The organism is Planctomycetia bacterium (assembly GCA_021413845.1).
Lineage (GTDB): Bacteria > Planctomycetota > Planctomycetia > Pirellulales > PNKZ01 > PNKZ01.
Window position 1 is genome coordinate 1 of the sequence record JAIOPP010000090.1, and the last position, 18,446, is coordinate 18,446.

Below are 18,446 nucleotides of genomic sequence, written 5' to 3' on the forward strand. Positions count from 1 at the left end.
GATCGGGCTCGTCGCTTCGCGCGGCGGCCGATTGGTTGCGCTCTCCGCTGCGCCGTTCGTGGCCGGCTTGGCGCGCGTGGCCGTTTCGCTTCGCTACGTCGGGCCGTACACGATCGAATCGACCACGGCTCCCGCGCGGTTCGCGCCGGCTTCGCTCACCCGCGTCGACCTCGACCCGATCTACGGCTTGGCGTCGGTTCGCCGCGGCGATTTGGAACTTCGCTTGAAAGCCGCGGTGCCGGTTGCGCCCCGCTCGGAAGACGAGTCGTGCGGCGCCGATTGGTTGGAAACGGCCTCCTCGAAAGGAACCTAACGATGAAGTATCGGGCTTTATTCAGCCGCCGAACCATGCTCGCGCTAGGCACGGCGCTCGCCTTCGCCGGCGCGCCGACCATCGGCGGCGTCTCCATCATCTCCACGGTCGCGGCGGCGATCGCCGGCGACATCGCCAACGAAGCGGTCGCGAAGTCGCTCACGTTGGAGAAGGAGCTGAAATACGACGAAGCGATTCTCGCGCTGACTGCCGTGCGCAAGGCGAGCTATCTCGTGAATCTGCGGCTCGGTTGGTTGCATTATCTCAAAGCCGATTACACGACGTCGAAGCAGTTTTATCAAGCGGCGATGCGCATGGCTCCCAAAGCGATCGAGCCGCGCCTCGGCGTGACGTTGCCGATGCTGGCCGAGCTGCGCTATGCCGAGGTCGAGGGGGTGTCTCGCGCCATCCTCACGCTCGACGCCAACAACTACACCGGCAGCTTGCGACTGACCACGGCCCTCCGCTTGCAAGGGAAGTATCGCCCGGCGCGGGAACTCAATGCCGCGATCCTCGAGCTCTATCCCACCGACGTGACGTTTCTGAGCGAGCAGCTTCTAACGAGCGTCGCTTCGCAACAGAACGACGTCGCTGCGCTTTGCGACATGATCTTGGCCCTCGATGCCGAGAACGCGACCGCGAAGTATTACCAAGCCAATTCCGTCGCCGGCCGCAAGAAGTAACCGTGCGGCAGCCCCGATCCATCAGCCCGATCCCTCGATCTTCTTGAGCTTTATCTTTTCGGAGAGTCATTCGATGCTGAGTCCGTCGTCGACGTTGTGGGAATCGCCGGCACCGCCGAAAGGCTCGCCCCGCGATCGAGATAATCGCTACTACCAACTGTTGGCCGGCGGCGCGAAGACCCGGCTGCTCGAAGGCTTCATCGAGCTGCGCGTCCCCGAGCTGCTCGGCGGCGCCGGTCCCTTAGCGGCCGACGAGATTTGTCGTCGTTTGAATCTCGATCTCACGCGCGGTTGGAAGTTTCTGCATCTCTTGGCGCTCGCCGGATTGCTGACGGAAACGCCGGGCGTCGACAAGCGCGGCGCACAAGGGACCGACGGCACGATCTTCGGGCTTTCCGAAGAAGCGATCGAGTATTTCGGTCCGCGCGGCGACGAAGGCTATTTCTATCGCGACTTGGTGCATTATTGGCGCCATGTCGCCATGCTGCCGTTTGCGGACGTGCTGCGGGGCATGCCGCTCCCCGAGGCGGTGCGCTGGCCGCCCGAAAGCGCCGAGGCGGCCGATCACTTGGAGACCTGGATGCGCGTCACCGCGACCGGCGCGATTCGGACGCTCGTCAACTCCGGGGCGATGGCCCATGCCGAGCGCCTGCTCGACGTCGGCGGCGGCGACGGCACGATCGCCTGCGCGCTGGTCGAGCTCTACGGCAACCTCGACGCGACGGTCTTCAATCTCCCCGCCTCCGCCCGACTGGCCGAACAAAACATCGCCTCGCGCGGTCTGACCGAACGGGTTCACGTCCACATCGGCGACTTCCTCCGCGCAGAACTCCCGACCGGTTTCGATCGGGTCTTGTTCAGCCGCGTGCTGACCGATTGGAATCCGCAGATCTGCTTGATGCTGTTTCGCAAAGCGAAAGCGGCGCTCGTGCCGGGAGGCCGGCTGGTGATCAACGAAGCGCTCGTCGAAGGGAACGTCGACTACACCGTGGCGTGGGAGTTTCGCTACCTGTTTTACGACACCTTCGGCCGCTCGCTTTTGAAGCCGCTCGAAGCCTATGAGCAACTCTTGCACGCCGCCGGCTTCGAGATCGTGCAAGTCACGCCGATGATCGACGACGCGTTCTACAGCGTGATCGAAGCCCAGCCGATCGGCGAGCTCGATACGCGACGCTAAGCTTCGACTCTAAACTCCAACGCTAAAATTCGCGGCGAGCGGCCGGCTCACAACCGGCGGCTCGCTTCCGCTTGCGCTACATCGGCCGCTTCACGTTCTTTCGTTCGAGCGTCCCCCAGTAGCCGCCGAGAATGTGCGGGAAGCGCCCCGGCGTTACGTGGTAGTGCGGGCCGCGCTCGGGATCGTCGTGGAGGTTGAACTCGTTCAGCGGCAGCTCCTTCGAGTCTTTCGCCATCACGCCGGCGGCCTCGTAAGGGCCGTATACCGGAAAGCCGTCGAATGCGAAGCCGATGAGCGGCGAATGGCCCGTGCCGTCGTCGCTCCAGGGCGACTTCACGCAGACCGGATACTTGTGATAGTGATACTGTTGGAACGGGCTCGGATGCCCGCAACACCGGTCGAGCCTCCAGAACGCTTCGACGGCTTCGGCGTCGTAAGGATCGTAGAAGACGACGCCGTTGATGGCGATGCCGATCGGGCCCGGCGGCATCACGTAGCGGTTCGCGATGCTCGTGAAGGCTTGCTTCTCCGGGTTCTCTTTCGGCTCCAGCGGAATGAGCCACGTCGCGTCTTGCTCTTTGATGTAGTTGTGGCTGCCGTCGAGCGCGCGGGCATTGTCCGGGAACACGGCCGTCGGATGGTTCGGCAAGTTGTGCGAACGACCGACCAGGTGCGTCGGCGTGAACGAGACGACGACGTTGTCCGGCACGAAGCGATCTTGCTCGACCAGCTTGCCCGCGAGATCGAGATAGCCGCGCCGGAGCCAAGCGGTCGTGTTGTCGGCAAACGGCGCTTCGAGGCGATCGGTCAAGTAATACAGACGGTCGGCGTTCGAGCGGTCGAATTGCTTCGGTGTTGCTTTCGTTTCGCCGCGGGGGTCGTAATACCAGCGTCCGCCGAGCGGCAGCATGCCGGCGAGCGCGGCGGGTTTCGTGGGCGCGCCGGTTTTCGTCGCCGCGCGAGCGACATAGTCGGCCGGGTCGGGAATGCGCACCAGTTCGATGTCGTCGATCATGAACTCGCTGCGCTCTCCTTCGCCGTTGCCGTCGCGAAAGCCGACCGAGAGCTTGAGCGTGTCGACTTCGACGAACGGCGTGTGGAACTCGAGCGCGTGCGTCGTCCAGGTGACGGCGCCGAGCGGTCCGGTGTCGCCGCTCGGAACGTCGCGGCGCGCTTGCTCTACCGTGGGATAAAGGTTTTTCGAAACGGCATCGAGCGAGTTCTGGCCGTCGGCGGCGAAGAACTCGGCTTTCAAAAAGAGTTGCTTCGACGACGAGCTGAAGCCCTCTTGCGCGAGGCCCCGCACGCGGAAGCGGAACCAGCGTCCCTCTTCGCTGCGCAGATTGCGCACCGTGGCGGTCAACGCTCCTTCACGCTTGCCGTCGCCGTCGACATCGCGGCCCGACGGGAAGCGGACGCCCCAGCCGGTGCGGTCGGTTTTCGGATTGCCGAGGTAGCTGTACAGATAGTCGCCGGTGAGGGTAAAGCCGCGCGGCGTTGTGCTGATACCGGTCGTGCCGCCGGCCGACTTACTTGCGCCGGCTTTCTTCCCCTCGGCGATCTCGAAATCGGCGTTGTCGATCAAGCCGCGTTGCGACTTCTTGTCTTCGCTTTCGCTCCGGCGCGGTACGGTCTCATCGACGATGCGCCGGCCCGGCGGCGGGCCGAACCCTTGCTGCCCGAAGCCTTGAGGGCCCATGCCTGGCGGTCCAAAGCCTTGCGGCCCGACGCCCTGTGGTCCGAAGCCCTGCTGTCCGAACCCTTGGCGGGGCGGCCGCATTCCCGGCGGCGGCTGCGCGTCGAGCGTGGCGACGAAGCCGAAGAGCGAGAGTAGTAAACCACCCACGAAGAACGAGTAGTAACGCTTCATGATTTCCTAACTCTTCTCAGTGCGAGAGAAGGAGGCCTAAAGGGTGCCGACAGGGAGCGAGAGAAAGTGCGGGAAGCTATTCCCCTTCGTTGCCGCCGACCGGGCGCGGCGGGGTCTTTTTCAAGCGGTCTTCGAACTGCCGCAAGATATCGAGATCGTGCGTCGCTTGAGCTTTTAAAGCTTCGTCTTTAAGCAACGGCTCGACGACCTTGCTCGTCGCTTGAATCACCGTGAGCGCTTGGTCTGGATGCCCGCGACGGAGTAGCGTCTCGGCGTAGTTGCGGCTGATCCGTGCCAGCCATTCGGTTTGTAGATAGACGCCGGCGAATTGCTGGGCGATCCGTTGTTGCTCTTCGTAGCAGCGCTTCAGCGCGGTCTCCGATTCGGCGAGGTCTCCTTGATCGCGCGCAAGCGTGCCGAGCCGATGGTAGATATGTACGTTCGAGATCGCGTAGGCGGTCGTTTGCGGATGTTCGCGGAGCAGACGATCGGAGATCGTGGCCGCTTCGCGCAGCTGCGCCGCCGCGGCCGGACGATCGACCGGCGGAATGTCGCGCACATGGAAATCGACGAGCGTCTCGCAGAGTTCGTAGGAGAAGTCCGGAACCGTCGGAAATTCGCTGCACAGGCCGCGCAGCAACGCGACCGATTGCCGATAGTCGGCCGATTCCCACTGCTCGCGACCTAAGGGACCGGCTTTCGAGCGCTGATGCAGGCACCGAGCCATTAGCAGTCGGACTTCGGCATCGGCCGGTCGTTCGATAGCGAGCTGCTCCAACAACACGAACGCCGAAGCCAGATGGGCGCTGAGCATGGTATCGACTTCGGGCGATGGCGCGTGTTCGCCAGGGGGACCATCCGGCGGTCCCGGCGGCATCCGGTCGTGCGGCGGCCCACCAAACGGTGGCGGGCCGAAGTGGGGCCCGAACGGCGGTGGGCCGGGCGGATGCGGCGGGCCGGCGAACGGAGGCGGCCCGCGCTCCGGACCACCGCCGGGCCGGCCACCGGGGCCCCCTCGTTCACCCTCTTTGCCCCCCGGTCCTCCCGGCGGTCCATCAGGCGGGCCTGCGTGCGGACCTCGACCGTCCGGAGGTCCGTGCGGGCCGGGACCGGCGTGCGGCTGTTGCGACGGCGGGGGTCCTTTGTCGCGCGTTCCCAAGGCCAGATGGATGCGGGCCGAGGTACGGCGCGAGGCGAACGTCGCTTGCGATTCGGAGAGTTGCGATAAGTCCGCGAGCGCGAGCGTGTAGGCGGCGCGGGCCTCGACGTTGCGATCTTCCAAGCGCTCCGTGTCGCCGAGGTCGCACGCCATTTCGGCCGCGAGCAGCGCCAGACCGGTGCGCGTTCCGTCGTCTGCGGTGGCGGGGACCAAGCCGGCGATCTCGCGCTCAGCCGCGTTCCAGGCTTCGCGCGCTTCGGTGAACCGGCCGAGCCGAGCATGGATCAGGCCGATCCGATGTCGGGCCGAGATCGTTTGTCGGCGGACTTGCGGATCGGAGCCGCGCTCGCCGGCGAGCTTGAGATAGTAGGGCAACAAGTCTTCCAAGGCCGCGGCGATCTGCGGCGAGACGGTCGGCACGGCGGTCGTCGATGCGCCGGCTCCGTCGCTCGCGATGCCGTCGACTTTCGCGAACGAGCTGGTAAGCGAATTGCTCGGCGCGAACCGCTCGAAGACTCGATCGAGCGCCTCGAGCGAAGTCGCCGAGATCGATTCGGCCGCGGCCCGCGCTTCGCGCTGCGCCGCGAGCGAGCTCGTGAGCTCCTGATTCAAGCGCGACGTATGCCAATAGCCCCAAGCCGACACGACGGTCAGCGTGACGAGCGAGGCGGTTGCTAAGCCGAGCGCCGCGGCGGCGACCCGATTGCGCAGGCACCAGCGGCGCATCCGTTCGAACGACGAGACTCGCCGCGCACGGATCGGCATTCCTTCGAGAAACCGATCGAGGTCGTCGGCCAATTCGCCGGCCGAAGCGTAGCGGTGGGCCGGCTCTCGGGCCGTCGCTTTGGCGATGATCGTGTCGAGGTCGGCCGGCAGCAGCGGGTGGACGGAGCGGAGCCGAGGCAAGCTCGTTTCCGTAATCTGCCGCATCAGCTCGACGCTCGTCATGCCCGTAAACGGGACGCGTCCGGTGGCGAGCTCGAAGAGGGTGACGCCGAGGCAATACACATCGCCGCGCACTTCGGAGATCCCCAGAAAGCGCTCCGGGGGAAGATAGCGGAGCGTTCCGGCGACATGCGTGCGCGTGACCGTGTCTTCCGATTCCAAAGCCTGCGCGAGTCCGAAGTCGGTGATCCAGACGTGCCCGGCCCGATCGAGCATGATGTTCGCCGGCTTCACGTCGCGATGCAAAGTCCCCTGCGCATGGGCACATTCGAGCGCTCGGGCCGCGTCGCGCCCGATGCGGGCCGTTTCGCGCGGGTCGAGCCGGTGGTCGGGCTGCGCGGCCGAAAGGCGATCGAGGCCCGAGCCGTCGATCAATTGCATCACATAGTAATGCAGGCCTTCGTCGAAGCCGACGCCGAACACCGGCACGATGTTCGTATGATGGAGTTGCGCGGCGAGCCGGGCTTCGAGCTCGAACCGATACACGCGCCGCTCGTCGTTCAAGACTTGCGGCGGCAGCACCTTCACGGCGACGTTTCGTTCGAGCGATTCTTGCCGCGCTTCGTACACGACCCCCATGCCGCCGGAGCCGATCTCGCGTAGGAGTCGAAAGTCGCCGAGGCGCTCGGGCATCTTGCGGAGCGAGGCGCGTCCCCCTTCGTTCGTATAGCCGGTGCGTACCTTCACGTTCTCGACCGCCGCGATCGTCGGCAGGAGCGTGCGCAGCAGCTCGGCGATCTGCGGATAACGGCCGGCGTATTCTTCGATCGTCGGCCGGTCGTCGTCGCGGAGGCGGCGCATGAAGTCGGCGGCGACCATCTCGAACAGGTCGTCGTCGTCGAGAATGATCGGAGCCGTATCCGGCGAGAACGAGGCGGGCGCGCGCTTCGAGGCGTCTTCCACCGTCGGATCGGAGATCATCGGGTTCGAGGTGTTCGGCGAGCGTGGCGGAGTCGAAGACTCCGAGCCGAGGGACAACTTCGAGGATCGAACCGGCTCCGGTGTCATGTCAATTCGCCGTTTTAACTTTCCGTTGCGTCGAAGAATCCGGGTACTTGCTTCAGAATCGTTTTCAAGCGTTCGAGTGCGCGAACGTAGCGAATGCTCGCCGCCTTCACTTCGATGCCGAGCACTTCGGCCGTTTCCTTGTTCGTCAGTTCCTCGAAGTGTCGCAAGGCCAGCACTTCGCGGTCGGTCGGGTTCATGTCGTCGAGCGCCGTCGTGACGAGCTCCGACAACTCGGCTCGCTGCGCCGCCTGGCTCGGCGACGACAACCGGCCCAGGAGTTGGAACGACATCGTCAGCGAAGTCCCGTCGGCCAAGCGCGCCTGGATCGACTGTTCGCGGCCGGCGTCGCGCATTTGCGCGCCGATGTGCCGACGATGGAAGTCGATCAAGGTTTGTCCGACGATCAAACGCAACCACACGAAACCGGTCATCGGCTGCGAAGTTCGGAAGGCGTCGATCCGTCGGGCCGCGTCGACGTAAGCCTCTTGCAAGACGTCTTCGGCATCGACGCGACCTCGCAGTCGCGGATCGAGCCGAAATTGCACCATCCGAGCCAATCGCATCCGGTGACTCGCAAAAAACTCGACCAGCGCCGCCTCTTCGCCCGAAAGCATTCGAGCGGTCAGCGGATCGCGGGACAGGGAGTCGTCGCGAGCACCTAGTTTAGAAACGGAATCGTTCATAAAGCGTCTACAAAAAAATATCCGGAGGGGAGAAATCCTACGGTTTCCCTCGATCATAACCGGTATTACGTCGCTCGTCGTCGGGGGTTCGAGCCGGTCTCGAAAGAGGCCGGCCGTTTTTTCGGCGGAGTTGTAGACGCCGGGCCGGAGCCGCCGTTTATCTAGGTAGAGCAGCACGGTTTTCTAACAATTAAAGACCCTTGGTTTCGAAGGCTTCCGGCCATGAGCATTGTCGACCGACTATCGCACCTCACGATTAAAGACGACGGTTTCCTCTTCGACTCGACGACCGGCGACACCTACGTCGCCAACCCGACCGCCTTGGCGATCTTGCGCTGGATGCAAGACGGCTGCGATGAAGTTCAAGCGGCCGATGAAGCGGTGCGCAGATTCGATGCCGGCGAGACCGAGATTCGCCGCGACGTCGCCGACCTCGTCGCCCGACTTCGCTCTTGGCAGTTGTTGTAAGCCGCTCGTTCAAGAATCGTCGCTCGAAAAAAATCTACCGCCCCGTACGCTACCGAAAAAGAAGCAACTATGACCGTGATCATCAGCATGAAGGGCATTACGGTCGGTATCTCCGGCATCAACGCCGCCGACAACCCCGGGCCCGGCACCGGCATCGCCCGGAGCTTGAAGGAAGATTTGGATCTCAACGTCCGGACGCTCGGGCTCGCCTACGATGCGCTCGAGCCGGGCATCTACATGGACTGGTTGTTCGACCAGTCGTATACGTTGCCCTATCCTTCGGCCGGCGGCGGCGAGTTCGTCGAGCGGTTGCTCGAAGTGCAAGCGGCCCACGGCCTCGATTGGATCATTCCGAATCTCGATATCGAGCTGCCGCTGTATATCAAGTATGCCGACGTGCTCGAGCGCCACGGTATTCGGACCTTCTTGCCGACGATGAAGCAGTTTCGTTTGCGCGGCAAAGACAAGCTCGTCGAGGTCGCCGCGACGATCGACGTCGATGTGCCCGAGACGTTCGTCGTGTCGAGCGAAGACGAATTGTTTCACGCTTGCGAAAAGCTCGGCTATCCGGTGATGGTGAAAGGGGCTTACTACCAAGCGCATCGCGCCTACACGGCCTTGGAAGCGGTCGCGAAGTTTCGCGCCGTGGCTGCCGAATGGGGCTATCCCGTCATCGTGCAACAGATGGTCACCGGGGACGAGTTGAACCTGGTCGGCGTCGGCGACGGCGAAGGAGGTTTGCTCGGCGCCGTCTCGATGAAAAAGATTTCCACGACTTCGCTCGGCAAGGTCTGGTCGGCCGTGACGCTGAAGAACCCGCTGATGGACGAAGCGGCCGAGCGGTTCGTCGCCGGCTTGAAATGGCGTGGGCCGTTCGAGCTGGAGTGCATTCTCGACGCGCGGCAAGAGAAACTTTATCTGATCGAGATCAATCCCCGCTTCCCGGCTTGGTCGTACTTTGCGACCGGCGTCGGTTTGAATCTGCCGGCCCGGATGCTGCGCACGGCGATGGGCTTGCCGCTGCCGCCGCTGCCCGACTACGAAGCCGGCCGATTTTTCATGCGCTATACCGACGAGATGGTGACGAGCCTGGACCGTTTTCAAACCGTGATGACGCGAGGAGCCGCCCGATGAAAATGGTCTACGAGAAGCCGATGGTGATGAAGCTGCAAAGCAAGATGATGAACAAGTTCGGCGTCGGAGCGACGTCGCATCGTCGGGTGCGCAAGGCGATCGACGGCGTGCGCGTCTCCGAGCTCGTCGAAAAATACGGCTCGCCGCTGTTCGTGTATTCGGAGCGAGCGCTGCGCCGCCGTTTCTCGCAGCTGCGCTCCGCCTTCACGACCCGCTATCCGCACGTCACGTTCGGCTGGTCTTACAAGACGAACTATCTCAAGGCCATCTGCGCGCTGATGCACCAAGAAGGGGCCGTCGCCGAGATCGTCTCGCAGATGGAGTATGAAAAAGCGAAGGCGCTCGGTGTGCCCGGCGAGCAGATCATCTTCAACGGGCCGCATAAGCCGTACGAAGTGCTGCTCAAGGCGATCGCGGAAGGAGTGACCGTCAACGTCGATCATCTCGACGAGATCGACGACCTGCAACGAATCGCCGAGCAACTCGGCCGGACGATCGACGTCGGAATCCGGCTCAATATGGATGTCGGCATCCATCCGCAATGGTCGCGGTTCGGCTTCAACCTGGAGTCGGGCCAAGCGCTCGATGCCGCGAAGCGCATGGTCCGCGGCGGCAAACTGCGCATCACCGGGCTGCATTGCCATATCGGCACGTATATCCTCGACGAGACGGCCTACGCGCGACAGGTCGAGAAGATGGTGAAGTTCGGTTACGAGTTGCAGAACTTGTTCGGCTTCGAGATGGAATACATCGACGTCGGCGGCGGGTTCCCTTCGCGCAGCAAACTCAAGGGAACCTATCTCTCGCCCGACGTTTCGGTTCCTTCGCTCGACGACTTCGCCGAGCAGATCTGCGACGCGCTGGCGAACACGCTCCGCTCGGGCCATCAGCCGCGGCTGATCGTCGAAGCCGGCCGGACGCTCGTCGACGAGGCCGGTTACCTCATCAGCACCATTCAAGCGACGAAGCGCCTCGCCGACGGCACGCGGGCCTACGTGGCCGACGCCGGCGTGAACCTATTGTTCACTTCGTTCTGGTACAAGTATCAAGTCGAAGTCGATCGCGAAGTCTCCGGGCCGAACGAAACGAGCGTCGTCTATGGGCCGCTCTGCATGAACATCGACGCGATCGACGACGGCGTGGCGCTGCCGCCGCTCGATCGAGGCCATCGGCTGATCTTCTCGCCGGTCGGGGCGTATAACAACACGCAGTGGTTGCAGTTCATCGAGTATCGCCCGAACGTCGTGATGGTGATGGAGAACGGCGACGTCGAACTGATCCGCGAGCGGGAAGACCTGAGCGATATCGAACGGCGCGAAGTGTTGCCGGAGCGATTGCAGTCGAACGACGCCGGCATTCGCCCGTGGCGTGAGTTGGCGTAGCGGGCGAGTTGTTCAGTTCTCGACCTCCGAGGCGAGCGGCCGGTGTGAACCGGCCGTTAGGGGCGCGCTCGGATTCATCTTACCGGCGATGCGTTTCGGCGGGTTCAACAGTGGCTTCAAAACCCTGACATGACTGTCCCCGCTCGCCTCAGACGCGGCGATCGTCTTAAACCCGCTCGTAAGGAAATTCCTGATATTTTCTTTTAGTGAGGAAGGCTAGGGTAGCATGCTCGACATTTATAGCGCTATCGGTTCGGACGATGTCAAAGGCGGCCTCCCTCGATGCTTCGTGCTCGTCACCTCTTCGCCGGTGAAGCTTCATGAGCGGCGATTCCGCGTCGCTCTCGACCAACTGGATCCTCGGCCGACTCACCGAGCCTGAACACCGGTCGTTCCTCGCGCGGCTGCAGCTCGTGCCGCTGCGCTTCAACGACGTGATCTATGAAGCCGGCGACCCGCTGAAGCAGGTCTACTTTCCGATTCGCGGCGCGCTCTCGGCGCTGGCGATGATGGAAGGGGGAGACGGCATCGAGATCGCGAGCATCGGCAAAGAAGGGCTCGTCGGCTGTTCGACCTGTAACGAAGCGACCCACTCGCCGTACAAAGTCATCGTGCAATCGGCGGGAGAAGCCTATCGCCTCGAGGCCGCGGTGATGCAAGAAGAGCTCAAGCTGAACCCGACGCTGCGCCGGCTGCTCGAGCTTTCTCAGGCGACGTTTCTCGCGGCCGTCTCGCAAACCGCGGCTTGCAACGGTTTGCACACCGTCATGCAACGCTGCTGCCGTTGGCTGCTCACGTCGTGCGATCGGCTCGAATCGAACGAGCTGCCGCATACGCACGAATTTCTCGCGCTGATGCTCGGCGTCCGCCGCCCGAGCGTGACGGATGTGCTTCAGCCGCTCCAGCAGCAGGAAATCATCCGGCATAGCCGCGGCCGGATCACGATCGTCGACCATCGCGCGCTCGAAGAGCGGGCTTGCGAATGCTACCGCACCACGAAGGAAAATCGGCGTCGGTTGCTCGAGAAGTTTCCCTCCGGCGAACGCGATGGCTTCGCCGGTGCGCACGCCTTCAATCCGGCTTCTTAGCCGCGGCCCATTCGGGCAACTCCGACGTGAACTCCAAGCGCTCGCCCGTGAGCGGGTGGCGAAACGAGAGCCGATGCGCAAGCAGACAGAGCGGCGGATCGTCGACGGCGTGCGTCTGCATCTCGCCGAGTCGATGACCTGTGAGATAAGAACGATCGCCGCAGATCGGGAAGCCGAGATGCCAGAGATGGATCCGAATCTGATTCGTCCGGCCGGTCAGCGGACGGACCTCGAGCAGCGTGGTGCCGTCGTCGAAGCGGTGGAGCGTCTTGAACTCCGTGCGCGAGGGAAGCCCGGCCACGAGGTCGATCGTCCGAAGTCCGGCTTCGAGCGTCTCGGCTCCAATCGGCGCATCGCAAAAGAATTCTTCCTCGCGCGGTAGGCCGACGACGCGCGCGAGGTAGATCTTCTCGACGCTCCCTTCCGCGAACTGCGGCTGTAGCAGGCCCGCGAAGTGGCGTGTGCGCGAGAAGACGACGAGCCCGCTCGTGTTGGCATCGAGCCGATGAGCGGGCCGAGGTTTCTGCGGCGCGTACACGGTTTGCAGAATCGATTGGAGCGTGTTGCGGTTGAACCTACCGCTCGGATGGAGCGGCAACGGAGCCGGCTTGTGCAACACGATAAACGCTTCGTCTTCATGCACGATCCGAATCGCGGCGTTGACGTCGGGCTCGGTGGTAGCGGGCTCGGAGTTGAGATACCGCTCGCCGCCGCGCACCCTATGCTCGGCCGGCACGGGACGCTCATCGACATCGAGGATGCGGCCCGAGGCGCAGAGCTCGGCCCAATGTTCGCGCGGAACATGCGCGAAGATGCCGCAGAGAAAGTCGAGCAACGTCGCCCGATCGAACGCGGCGGGAACGATCAGCGGGCGATAGTTGTGATAAGGAATGCTGCCCGGTAGCGGCGCGACCGCGGCGCGCAGCGCGCGTTGCCGAGCCGCGAGCGCTCGGGCCCGTTGCTCTTCGCCGGGGGCGAAGCAGTAGGGGCACGAGACCCCTTTCACGAAGCGGGCGTCTTGCTGGTCTTCGGCCGTGAGCGGAGTTTGGCAAGCATAGCACTGATCGCTTTCGGTCTCGCGCAGCGAAGGATCGAGGCCGACGCGGTAATCGAAGACGAAGCACTCGCCGTCGTAGTGCGCTGCGCCGCACTCTTCGAAGTATTTGAGGATGCCGCCGTCGAGCTGATGGATCTGCTCGTAACCTTCGCGCTCCATGAAAGGTCCGGCCTTCTCGCAACGAATGCCGCCGGTGCAGAACATCACGACCGGCTGCTGCTTCAATTCCTCGGGTAAGCGCACGACCGCGTTCGGAAACTCGCGAAAGTGGTCGATGCCGACCGTAACCGCGCCGCGAAACGTGCCGAGCTTGATCTCGTAGTCGTTGCGCGTGTCGAGCAAGGTGACGGGCCGACCTTCATCGAGCCATCGCTTCAACTCCTGCGGCGAGATCTTCGGCGCCGGCTTTCGCGCGGGATCGATCCCCTCGACGCCGAACGCAATGATTTCCTTCTTGATGCGCACGAGCATGCGCGAGAACGGCTGCCGCGCGCTCTCGCTGATCTTCACCGGCAGATTTTCCAGGCCTGCGATGCTACGCAGCTCGGCGAGCAGCGCGTCGACGCCCTCACGCGCACCGGCGACGAAGAGGTTGATTCCTTCGGTGCTGAGCAGGATCGTCCCCTTGAGGTTGCGCGAACGAGCGAGCGCGATCAAGCGTTCGCGGAGCGGCTTCAGATCCGCGAGCGGCGCAAACTTGTACGCGGCGACGTTGACGATCGGCGCGGCGGCGTCGAGCGGAGCAGGGGACGAACTCATGATACTTTTTCGGCCGCGTCGATCCGGGGGCGGAAACGTGACAGTACCGCCGTATTTTACGCCGGTTCGGGTTTTACGCCAGCAGCCCGCGGCGCGATCGTCGTCGATTCACCGGTAACCCAAGGACTCAACCCAAGCGAGTGAGCGGATTGTCGCGCTGGGCGAGCGGGAACGTGACGCGCGCCCCGCCGCGAACGTGCGACTCGAAGACCGCCGCGATCATTTCGACGATCGTGCGCGCTTCGTACATATCGCAGAGCGGCTTGCGGTTTTCCGCGATCGCGGCGATCAGATCCTTGCCGCCGACGACATGGTTCATCACTTGCTTCGCGATGCCGTCGAGTGGTTCCGGAGCGCCGATGCCCGCTGAGCTGATGGTCGTCCATTGGCGCGGCTCCTTGGAAGGGCGCAGCGGATTGCCGGCCAGGAAACTTGCCAACGGCTCTTGATCGATCCGCATGTCGACGATTCCTTCCGTGCCGATGATCTGAAGACCGAAGCCGGCTTGCTTCGTCCCGGCGTCGTGAATCGAATCGAAAAACACGGGGATCCCGCTCTCGAACTCATAACGGGCATGCACCTCGTTCCCCGCGAGTGGCCCGAGCCCTTCGGCACCGGGCCCGACATCGGCCTTCACGATCGGACGACCATCGCGCAGCACCGTGGCCGAGCAGGCGACCGGCTTGCCGGCGAAGTAGGCGCACAGGTTCAGCGCATGACCGCCGAGCACCCACAGATCGAGCGCGCCGCCGCGCGTGTCTTCTTTGCCGCGCGCGCGAATTTCGAGGACACGGCCGAGCTTGCCGTCGGCCATGAGTTTCGCGATCGCCGGCAGCACCGGATGGTTGCGGTTGCGATGCGCTACGGCGAGCTTCACGTTCTTGCTTTCGCAAGCCGCGACGATCTCATCCGCCTCGGCCGGGGTGCGGCAAAACGGCTTCTCGATGTAGATCCCGCGCACACCCGCCGCGACCGCCGCGAGCACGGCCTCGCGATGTTGGTCGACGTGCCGCATGCCGATCGCGACCAAGTCGGGCTTCGTTTCGGCGAGCGCTTGCTTGTAGTCGGCGTAGCCTTTCTCGACGCCGCGCAGTTTGAGCTGCGCGGCAAGTCCGGCCGCATCGGCATCCGCAATGGCGACGAGCTCCGTCTCGGGCAAGGCCGACCACATCGTGTTCAAGCCATGCCCGTAGTCGCCGCGCCCGGTATGCCCGATGACGACCACGCGGAGCTTCCGCTCGGCCGCGGGCTTAGCGCTCGCCGCCGGATCGGCGGCCTGGGCCTGCGCTACAATCCCGGCGGCAGCGGACGTGAGGAGAAAGTCGCGTCGATTCATGGCAGGCACCTCGAAAGAAAACGACCGATCAGTCTCGTCGATCATCGACGTCCGGCGGTCGCTTGTAAAGGTTCTTGCGCCTTCCGCTTCGGGCAGCGCGCCGTTTCCCCGCCGGAGAGAGGCTGGCAAAGCGCCCTGCGGCGGAATAGTATGGCCGCTTGTTTCCCGCCCGTCGTCGAACCTCGCCCACCTTTCACTCTCAGGAATTTCTTTTCATGCGCTATCCGCTTTGGCTCGCCGCTCTCGCGGCGCTCGTCGCCGGTTCCGGCGTTCGGGCCGCCGACAACACGCCGCCCGAAGGTTTCACCGCTCTGTTCAACGGCAAGGACTTCGCCGGTTGGCACGGCATGGGACACTTCGATCCCTACAAACTCGCCGCGATGACCGATGCCGAGCGCGCCGAGAAGCGCGCGAAGGATCTGGTAGACCTGAACCAACATTGGAAGGTCGAAGCCGGCGAGCTCGTCAACGACGGCCACGGCGTGTATCTCACGACCGATGCACCGTACGGCGACGTCGAGTTGTTCGTCGATTACAAGATGCTCCCGAAAGGAGATAGCGGCATCTATCTGCGCGCCACGCCGCAAGTGCAGATTTGGGACTTCACCGAAGAAGGAGGCAAGTGGAAGCTCGGCGCCGATAAAGGCTCTGGCGGTTTATGGAACAATCGCGCCGGAAAGCCGGGCAAAGATCCGCTGGTCTTGGCCGATAAGAAGTTCGGCGAATGGAATACGTTTCGCATCGTGCAGGTCGGCGCGCGGACGAGCGTCTGGTTGAACGACAAGCTCGTCGTCGATCATGCCGTGCTCGAAAACTTTTGGGACAAGGATCGCAAGCTGCCGCTGATCGCATCGGCTCCGATCCAATTGCAAACGCACGGCAGCGAAATCCGTTGGAAGAACGTCTACGTCCGGCCCATTCCTGCGACCGAGGCCAACGAGATTCTCGCGAAGCACGAAAGCTCCGGCTTCGCGCCGATCTTCGACGGCAAATCGTTCGACGGCTGGAAAGGCCCGACCGAGAACTACGACATCGTCGAAGGGGCCGTCCGCTGCAAGCCGAGCAAGGGAGGGACGATCTATCGCGATGAAGAGCTGACCGACTTCGTGGCGCGCGTGGAGTTCAAGCTGCCGGCCGGCGGCAACAACGGCCTCGCGATTCGGTATCCCGGCACCGGCGACACGGCCTACGTCGGCATGACCGAGCTGCAAGTGCTCGACGACAGCTCGCCTAAGTATGCGAAGCTCGATCCGCGCCAAGTCCACGGCTCGGCCTACGGCATGGCGCCGGCCGTGAAGGGCTATCAACGCCCCGTCGGCGAATGGAACTTTCAAGAAGTCACGGTGAAGGGCTCGACGATCAAAGTCGAACTCAACGGCTCCGTGATTCTCGACGCCGATCTTTCCACGATCACGGAATATATGGGCAAGTCGCCGCATCCCGGCAAGGAACGGACCAGCGGCTTCTTCGGCTTCGCCGGCCACGGCGACGCCGTCGAGTTTCGCAACGTGAGCGTGAAGAAGCTGTAGGGCTTTTTCAGGGAATTCGAGACTGGCGATTCCTCGTGGGTCGTCTCATAATCAATAGGAGGCGTCGGCCGGGATGATCCGGCAGGCGCCACGGTTCTCGGGCCTGATCGCGATCTTTGAAGCTGGGAGCTCTCCTATGGAACTGACCGCCGTGCTCACGCGGGCCGAAGAAGGGGGCTTCGTCGCTTTCAATCCCGAGACGGGGACCACGACGCAAGGTGAAACCGTGGAAGAGGCCGTTGCCAATTTGAAGGAAGCGACCTCCTTATACCTTGCCGAGTTCCCACTTCCCAATACCGGGCATCCGGTCGTGACCATGTTCACGGTCCCCGGGCCGGCGCATGCCTAAGCTACCCCACGTTTCGGGCGCGGAGCTTCAGCGGCTTGGCTTTCGGAAGGTGCGCCAAAGCGGTAGTCATGTTATCATGAAGCGCGAATCGAAAGGCTGCGTCGTGCCCATGCACAGCGAAGTCAAGGTCGGCACGTTGGCCGGTGTTTTGCGACAGGCCGAGGTTTCTTCCGAAGAGTTCATTCAGGCGTTGCGAGGGTGACGAAGCACAAGGCCCGGCGAGATGTGTTTCTCGCCGGGCCTTTTGTGCTTTAGATCATCGAGCGCGGGTTCAACGGGAGCATGACTGCTCCCGCTCGCCTCGGAGGTTGACAGTTAGCGCTGCACTGTTTAGCGCTGCACTCGGGCCGAGCCACCCTTGGCGAGTTGTTCCACTTCCGCGAGGCGGGCCATCGTCGTGTCGCCGGGGAACGTGGTGAGCAAGGCGCCGTGGGCCCAGCCGAGGCGGAGCGCTTGTTCCGCGTCCTTGCCCGAGAGCAGGCCGTAGATCAGGCCGGCCGCGAAGCCGTCGCCGCCGCCGATCCGATCGATCACGTCGAGCTCGCAGGTCGGGCTCACGTATTCCTTGCCGTTGAGCCAGAGCACGGCGGCCCAATCGTGGCGGTTCGTCGAGCGCACTTCGCGGAGCGTCGTGGCGACCGCCTTGATGTGCGGATGCTTCTTCACGACTTTGCCGATCAGGTCGAAGAACGCCTTCGGGTCGAGCTTCGACGCATGCTCGACGTCTTGCCCTTCGATGCCGAGCCCCTTCTGCAAGTCTTCTTCGTTGCCGACCAACACGTCGACATGCTCGACGATCTTGGCGATCACTTCTTGCCCCTTCTTCTCGCCGCCGATCGACGACCAGAGCTTGGCCCGATAGTTGAGATCGAACGACGTGACGGCTCCGGCAGCCTTGGCGGCCTTCATCCCTTCGATGATGACGTCGCTCGTCGTTTCGGAAAGGGCCGCGAAGATGCCGCCGGAGTGAAACCAGCGCACGCCGCGGGCGTGGATCTTCTTCCAATCGAAGTCGCCGGCCTTGAGCATGCCCGCCGCTTCGTTGGCGCGGTTGTAGAACACGACCGGCGGACGAACGCCGCAGCCCCGATCGCTATAAACCGTGGCGATGTTCGGGCCGCGAACGCCGTCGTGGTCGAACCACTTATAGAACGCCTCGACACCCATTTCGCGAACCCGCGCTTGCACCAATTCGCCGATGCCGTACTTCACCATCGCCGAGGCGACGCCGGTCTTCAAGCCGAAGCAATCGCTCAGGTTGGCCGAGACGTTGTACTCGCCGCCGGACACATGCACGTCGAGCGTGCGGGCCTTGCGAAACGGCAACACGCCGGGATCGAGTCGATGTACCAAGGCGCCGAGCGAGAGGAAATCGAAATCGCAAGCATCGGAGCGAACGGCAAGAGAGGTCATAGGAAGGGGTCGGGGGTCAGAGGTCGGGGGGGTGGGGAAGAGAAGTCAAAAGTCTAAATGCAAAAGGCAAAAGTGGGAAGCGGGCGAACTCCG

General features: G+C 63.4%; 16 protein-coding genes. 10 read left to right on the forward strand and 6 right to left on the reverse strand.

The window, feature by feature from the left end; all coding sequences use genetic code 11:
* From K8U03_16070 to K8U03_16080, 3 genes are all read left to right on the forward strand, one after another.
* Positions 1-313 (forward strand): hypothetical protein (locus tag K8U03_16070; protein MCE9606411.1); only part of this gene is annotated, 313 nt, incomplete at its 5' end.
* Positions 314-315: 2 nt separating this feature from the next.
* The gene (locus K8U03_16075) at positions 316-996 is read left to right on the forward strand and encodes a hypothetical protein (GenBank protein ID MCE9606412.1); all 681 of its coding nucleotides are present in this window, start codon (positions 316-318) and stop codon (positions 994-996) included.
* Between the two features lie 73 nt (positions 997-1,069).
* Positions 1,070-2,173 carry a methyltransferase domain-containing protein gene (locus K8U03_16080; protein ID MCE9606413.1) on the forward strand — a complete coding sequence of 368 codons (1,104 nt, stop codon included), beginning with the start codon at positions 1,070-1,072 and terminating at the stop codon, positions 2,171-2,173.
* Positions 2,174-2,249: 76 nt separating this feature from the next.
* Here the strand turns inward: K8U03_16080 and K8U03_16085 are convergent, their stop codons facing one another.
* The 3 genes from K8U03_16085 to K8U03_16095 all read right to left on the reverse strand — a co-directional run bounded on the left by K8U03_16085 (position 2,250) and on the right by K8U03_16095 (position 7,718).
* Complete coding sequence (locus K8U03_16085; GenBank protein ID MCE9606414.1) at positions 2,250-3,083, reverse strand: YHYH protein; 834 nt, start codon at positions 3,081-3,083, stop codon at positions 2,250-2,252.
* Positions 3,084-4,119: 1,036 nt separating this feature from the next.
* A complete protein-coding gene (locus K8U03_16090) occupies positions 4,120-7,068 on the reverse strand; it encodes a serine/threonine protein kinase (protein MCE9606415.1) in 2,949 nt (982 codons plus the stop codon).
* A gap of 101 nt (positions 7,069-7,169) precedes the next feature.
* Positions 7,170-7,718 (reverse strand): sigma-70 family RNA polymerase sigma factor, encoded by a 549-nt coding sequence (locus tag K8U03_16095; GenBank protein ID MCE9606416.1) that lies wholly within the window; start codon positions 7,716-7,718, stop codon positions 7,170-7,172.
* A 342-nt stretch (positions 7,719-8,060) separates the two neighbouring features.
* On the opposite strand from K8U03_16095, the gene K8U03_16100 reads away from it, so the two are divergent.
* The 4 genes from K8U03_16100 to K8U03_16115 all read left to right on the forward strand — a co-directional run bounded on the left by K8U03_16100 (position 8,061) and on the right by K8U03_16115 (position 11,910).
* Entirely contained in the window at positions 8,061-8,306 is a 246-nt protein-coding gene (locus tag K8U03_16100) for a PqqD family peptide modification chaperone (GenBank protein MCE9606417.1), read from the forward strand.
* A gap of 87 nt (positions 8,307-8,393) precedes the next feature.
* Positions 8,394-9,440: an ATP-grasp domain-containing protein gene (locus K8U03_16105; protein MCE9606418.1), complete on the forward strand. Its 1,047-nt coding sequence runs from the start codon at positions 8,394-8,396 to the stop codon at positions 9,438-9,440.
* Complete coding sequence (locus tag K8U03_16110; protein ID MCE9606419.1) at positions 9,437-10,822, forward strand: alanine racemase; 1,386 nt, start codon at positions 9,437-9,439, stop codon at positions 10,820-10,822. The genes K8U03_16105 and K8U03_16110 overlap by 4 nt, the downstream gene beginning before the upstream one ends.
* 320 nt (positions 10,823-11,142) lie before the next feature.
* Entirely contained in the window at positions 11,143-11,910 is a 768-nt protein-coding gene (locus K8U03_16115; GenBank protein MCE9606420.1) for a Crp/Fnr family transcriptional regulator, read from the forward strand.
* Here the strand turns inward: K8U03_16115 and K8U03_16120 are convergent.
* Both K8U03_16120 and K8U03_16125 read right to left on the reverse strand, forming a co-directional pair.
* Positions 11,894-13,726 (reverse strand): sulfurtransferase, encoded by a 1,833-nt coding sequence (locus tag K8U03_16120; protein ID MCE9606421.1) that lies wholly within the window; start codon positions 13,724-13,726, stop codon positions 11,894-11,896. The genes K8U03_16115 and K8U03_16120 overlap by 17 nt on opposite strands.
* A gap of 127 nt (positions 13,727-13,853) precedes the next feature.
* Positions 13,854-15,062 (reverse strand): Gfo/Idh/MocA family oxidoreductase, encoded by a 1,209-nt coding sequence (locus tag K8U03_16125; protein ID MCE9606422.1) that lies wholly within the window; start codon positions 15,060-15,062, stop codon positions 13,854-13,856.
* Positions 15,063-15,277: 215 nt separating this feature from the next.
* Between K8U03_16125 and K8U03_16130 the strand changes: the two genes are divergently transcribed.
* The 3 genes from K8U03_16130 (at position 15,278) to K8U03_16140 (ending at position 17,142) form a co-directional block, all read left to right on the forward strand.
* Complete coding sequence (locus K8U03_16130; protein ID MCE9606423.1) at positions 15,278-16,591, forward strand: DUF1080 domain-containing protein; 1,314 nt, start codon at positions 15,278-15,280, stop codon at positions 16,589-16,591.
* A 136-nt stretch (positions 16,592-16,727) separates the two neighbouring features.
* Entirely contained in the window at positions 16,728-16,940 is a 213-nt protein-coding gene (locus K8U03_16135) for a type II toxin-antitoxin system HicB family antitoxin (GenBank protein MCE9606424.1), read from the forward strand.
* Positions 16,933-17,142 carry a type II toxin-antitoxin system HicA family toxin gene (locus K8U03_16140; protein ID MCE9606425.1) on the forward strand — a complete coding sequence of 70 codons (210 nt, stop codon included), beginning with the start codon at positions 16,933-16,935 and terminating at the stop codon, positions 17,140-17,142. Before K8U03_16135 ends, K8U03_16140 begins: the two co-directional genes overlap by 8 nt.
* Positions 17,143-17,270: 128 nt before the next feature.
* On the opposite strand, the gene K8U03_16145 is transcribed toward K8U03_16140, so the two are convergent.
* On the reverse strand, positions 17,271-18,353 hold the full coding sequence (locus K8U03_16145) for a sugar kinase (protein ID MCE9606426.1): 1,083 nt from the start codon (positions 18,351-18,353) through the stop codon (positions 17,271-17,273).
* Positions 18,354-18,446: the final 93 nt, after the last annotated feature.

Coding starts and splice junctions, on each gene's coding strand:
- K8U03_16125 (MCE9606422.1), bottom strand. CDS start 15,062: ATGAATCGACGCGACTTTCTCCTCACGTCCGCTGCCGCCGGGATTGTA.
- K8U03_16145 (MCE9606426.1), bottom strand. CDS start 18,353: ATGACCTCTCTTGCCGTTCGCTCCGATGCTTGCGATTTCGATTTCCTC.
- K8U03_16080 (MCE9606413.1), top strand. CDS start 1,070: ATGCTGAGTCCGTCGTCGACGTTGTGGGAATCGCCGGCACCGCCGAAA.
- K8U03_16120 (MCE9606421.1), bottom strand. CDS start 13,726: ATGAGTTCGTCCCCTGCTCCGCTCGACGCCGCCGCGCCGATCGTCAAC.
- K8U03_16075 (MCE9606412.1), top strand. CDS start 316: ATGAAGTATCGGGCTTTATTCAGCCGCCGAACCATGCTCGCGCTAGGC.
- K8U03_16090 (MCE9606415.1), bottom strand. CDS start 7,068: ATGATCTCCGATCCGACGGTGGAAGACGCCTCGAAGCGCGCGCCCGCC.
- K8U03_16105 (MCE9606418.1), top strand. CDS start 8,394: ATGAAGGGCATTACGGTCGGTATCTCCGGCATCAACGCCGCCGACAAC.
- K8U03_16085 (MCE9606414.1), bottom strand. CDS start 3,083: ATGCTGCCGCTCGGCGGACGCTGGTATTACGACCCCCGCGGCGAAACG.
- K8U03_16130 (MCE9606423.1), top strand. CDS start 15,278: ATGCGCTATCCGCTTTGGCTCGCCGCTCTCGCGGCGCTCGTCGCCGGT.
- K8U03_16135 (MCE9606424.1), top strand. CDS start 16,728: ATGGAACTGACCGCCGTGCTCACGCGGGCCGAAGAAGGGGGCTTCGTC.
- K8U03_16115 (MCE9606420.1), top strand. CDS start 11,143: ATGAGCGGCGATTCCGCGTCGCTCTCGACCAACTGGATCCTCGGCCGA.
- K8U03_16095 (MCE9606416.1), bottom strand. CDS start 7,718: ATGCGATTGGCTCGGATGGTGCAATTTCGGCTCGATCCGCGACTGCGA.
- K8U03_16100 (MCE9606417.1), top strand. CDS start 8,061: ATGAGCATTGTCGACCGACTATCGCACCTCACGATTAAAGACGACGGT.
- K8U03_16110 (MCE9606419.1), top strand. CDS start 9,437: ATGAAAATGGTCTACGAGAAGCCGATGGTGATGAAGCTGCAAAGCAAG.
- K8U03_16140 (MCE9606425.1), top strand. CDS start 16,933: ATGCCTAAGCTACCCCACGTTTCGGGCGCGGAGCTTCAGCGGCTTGGC.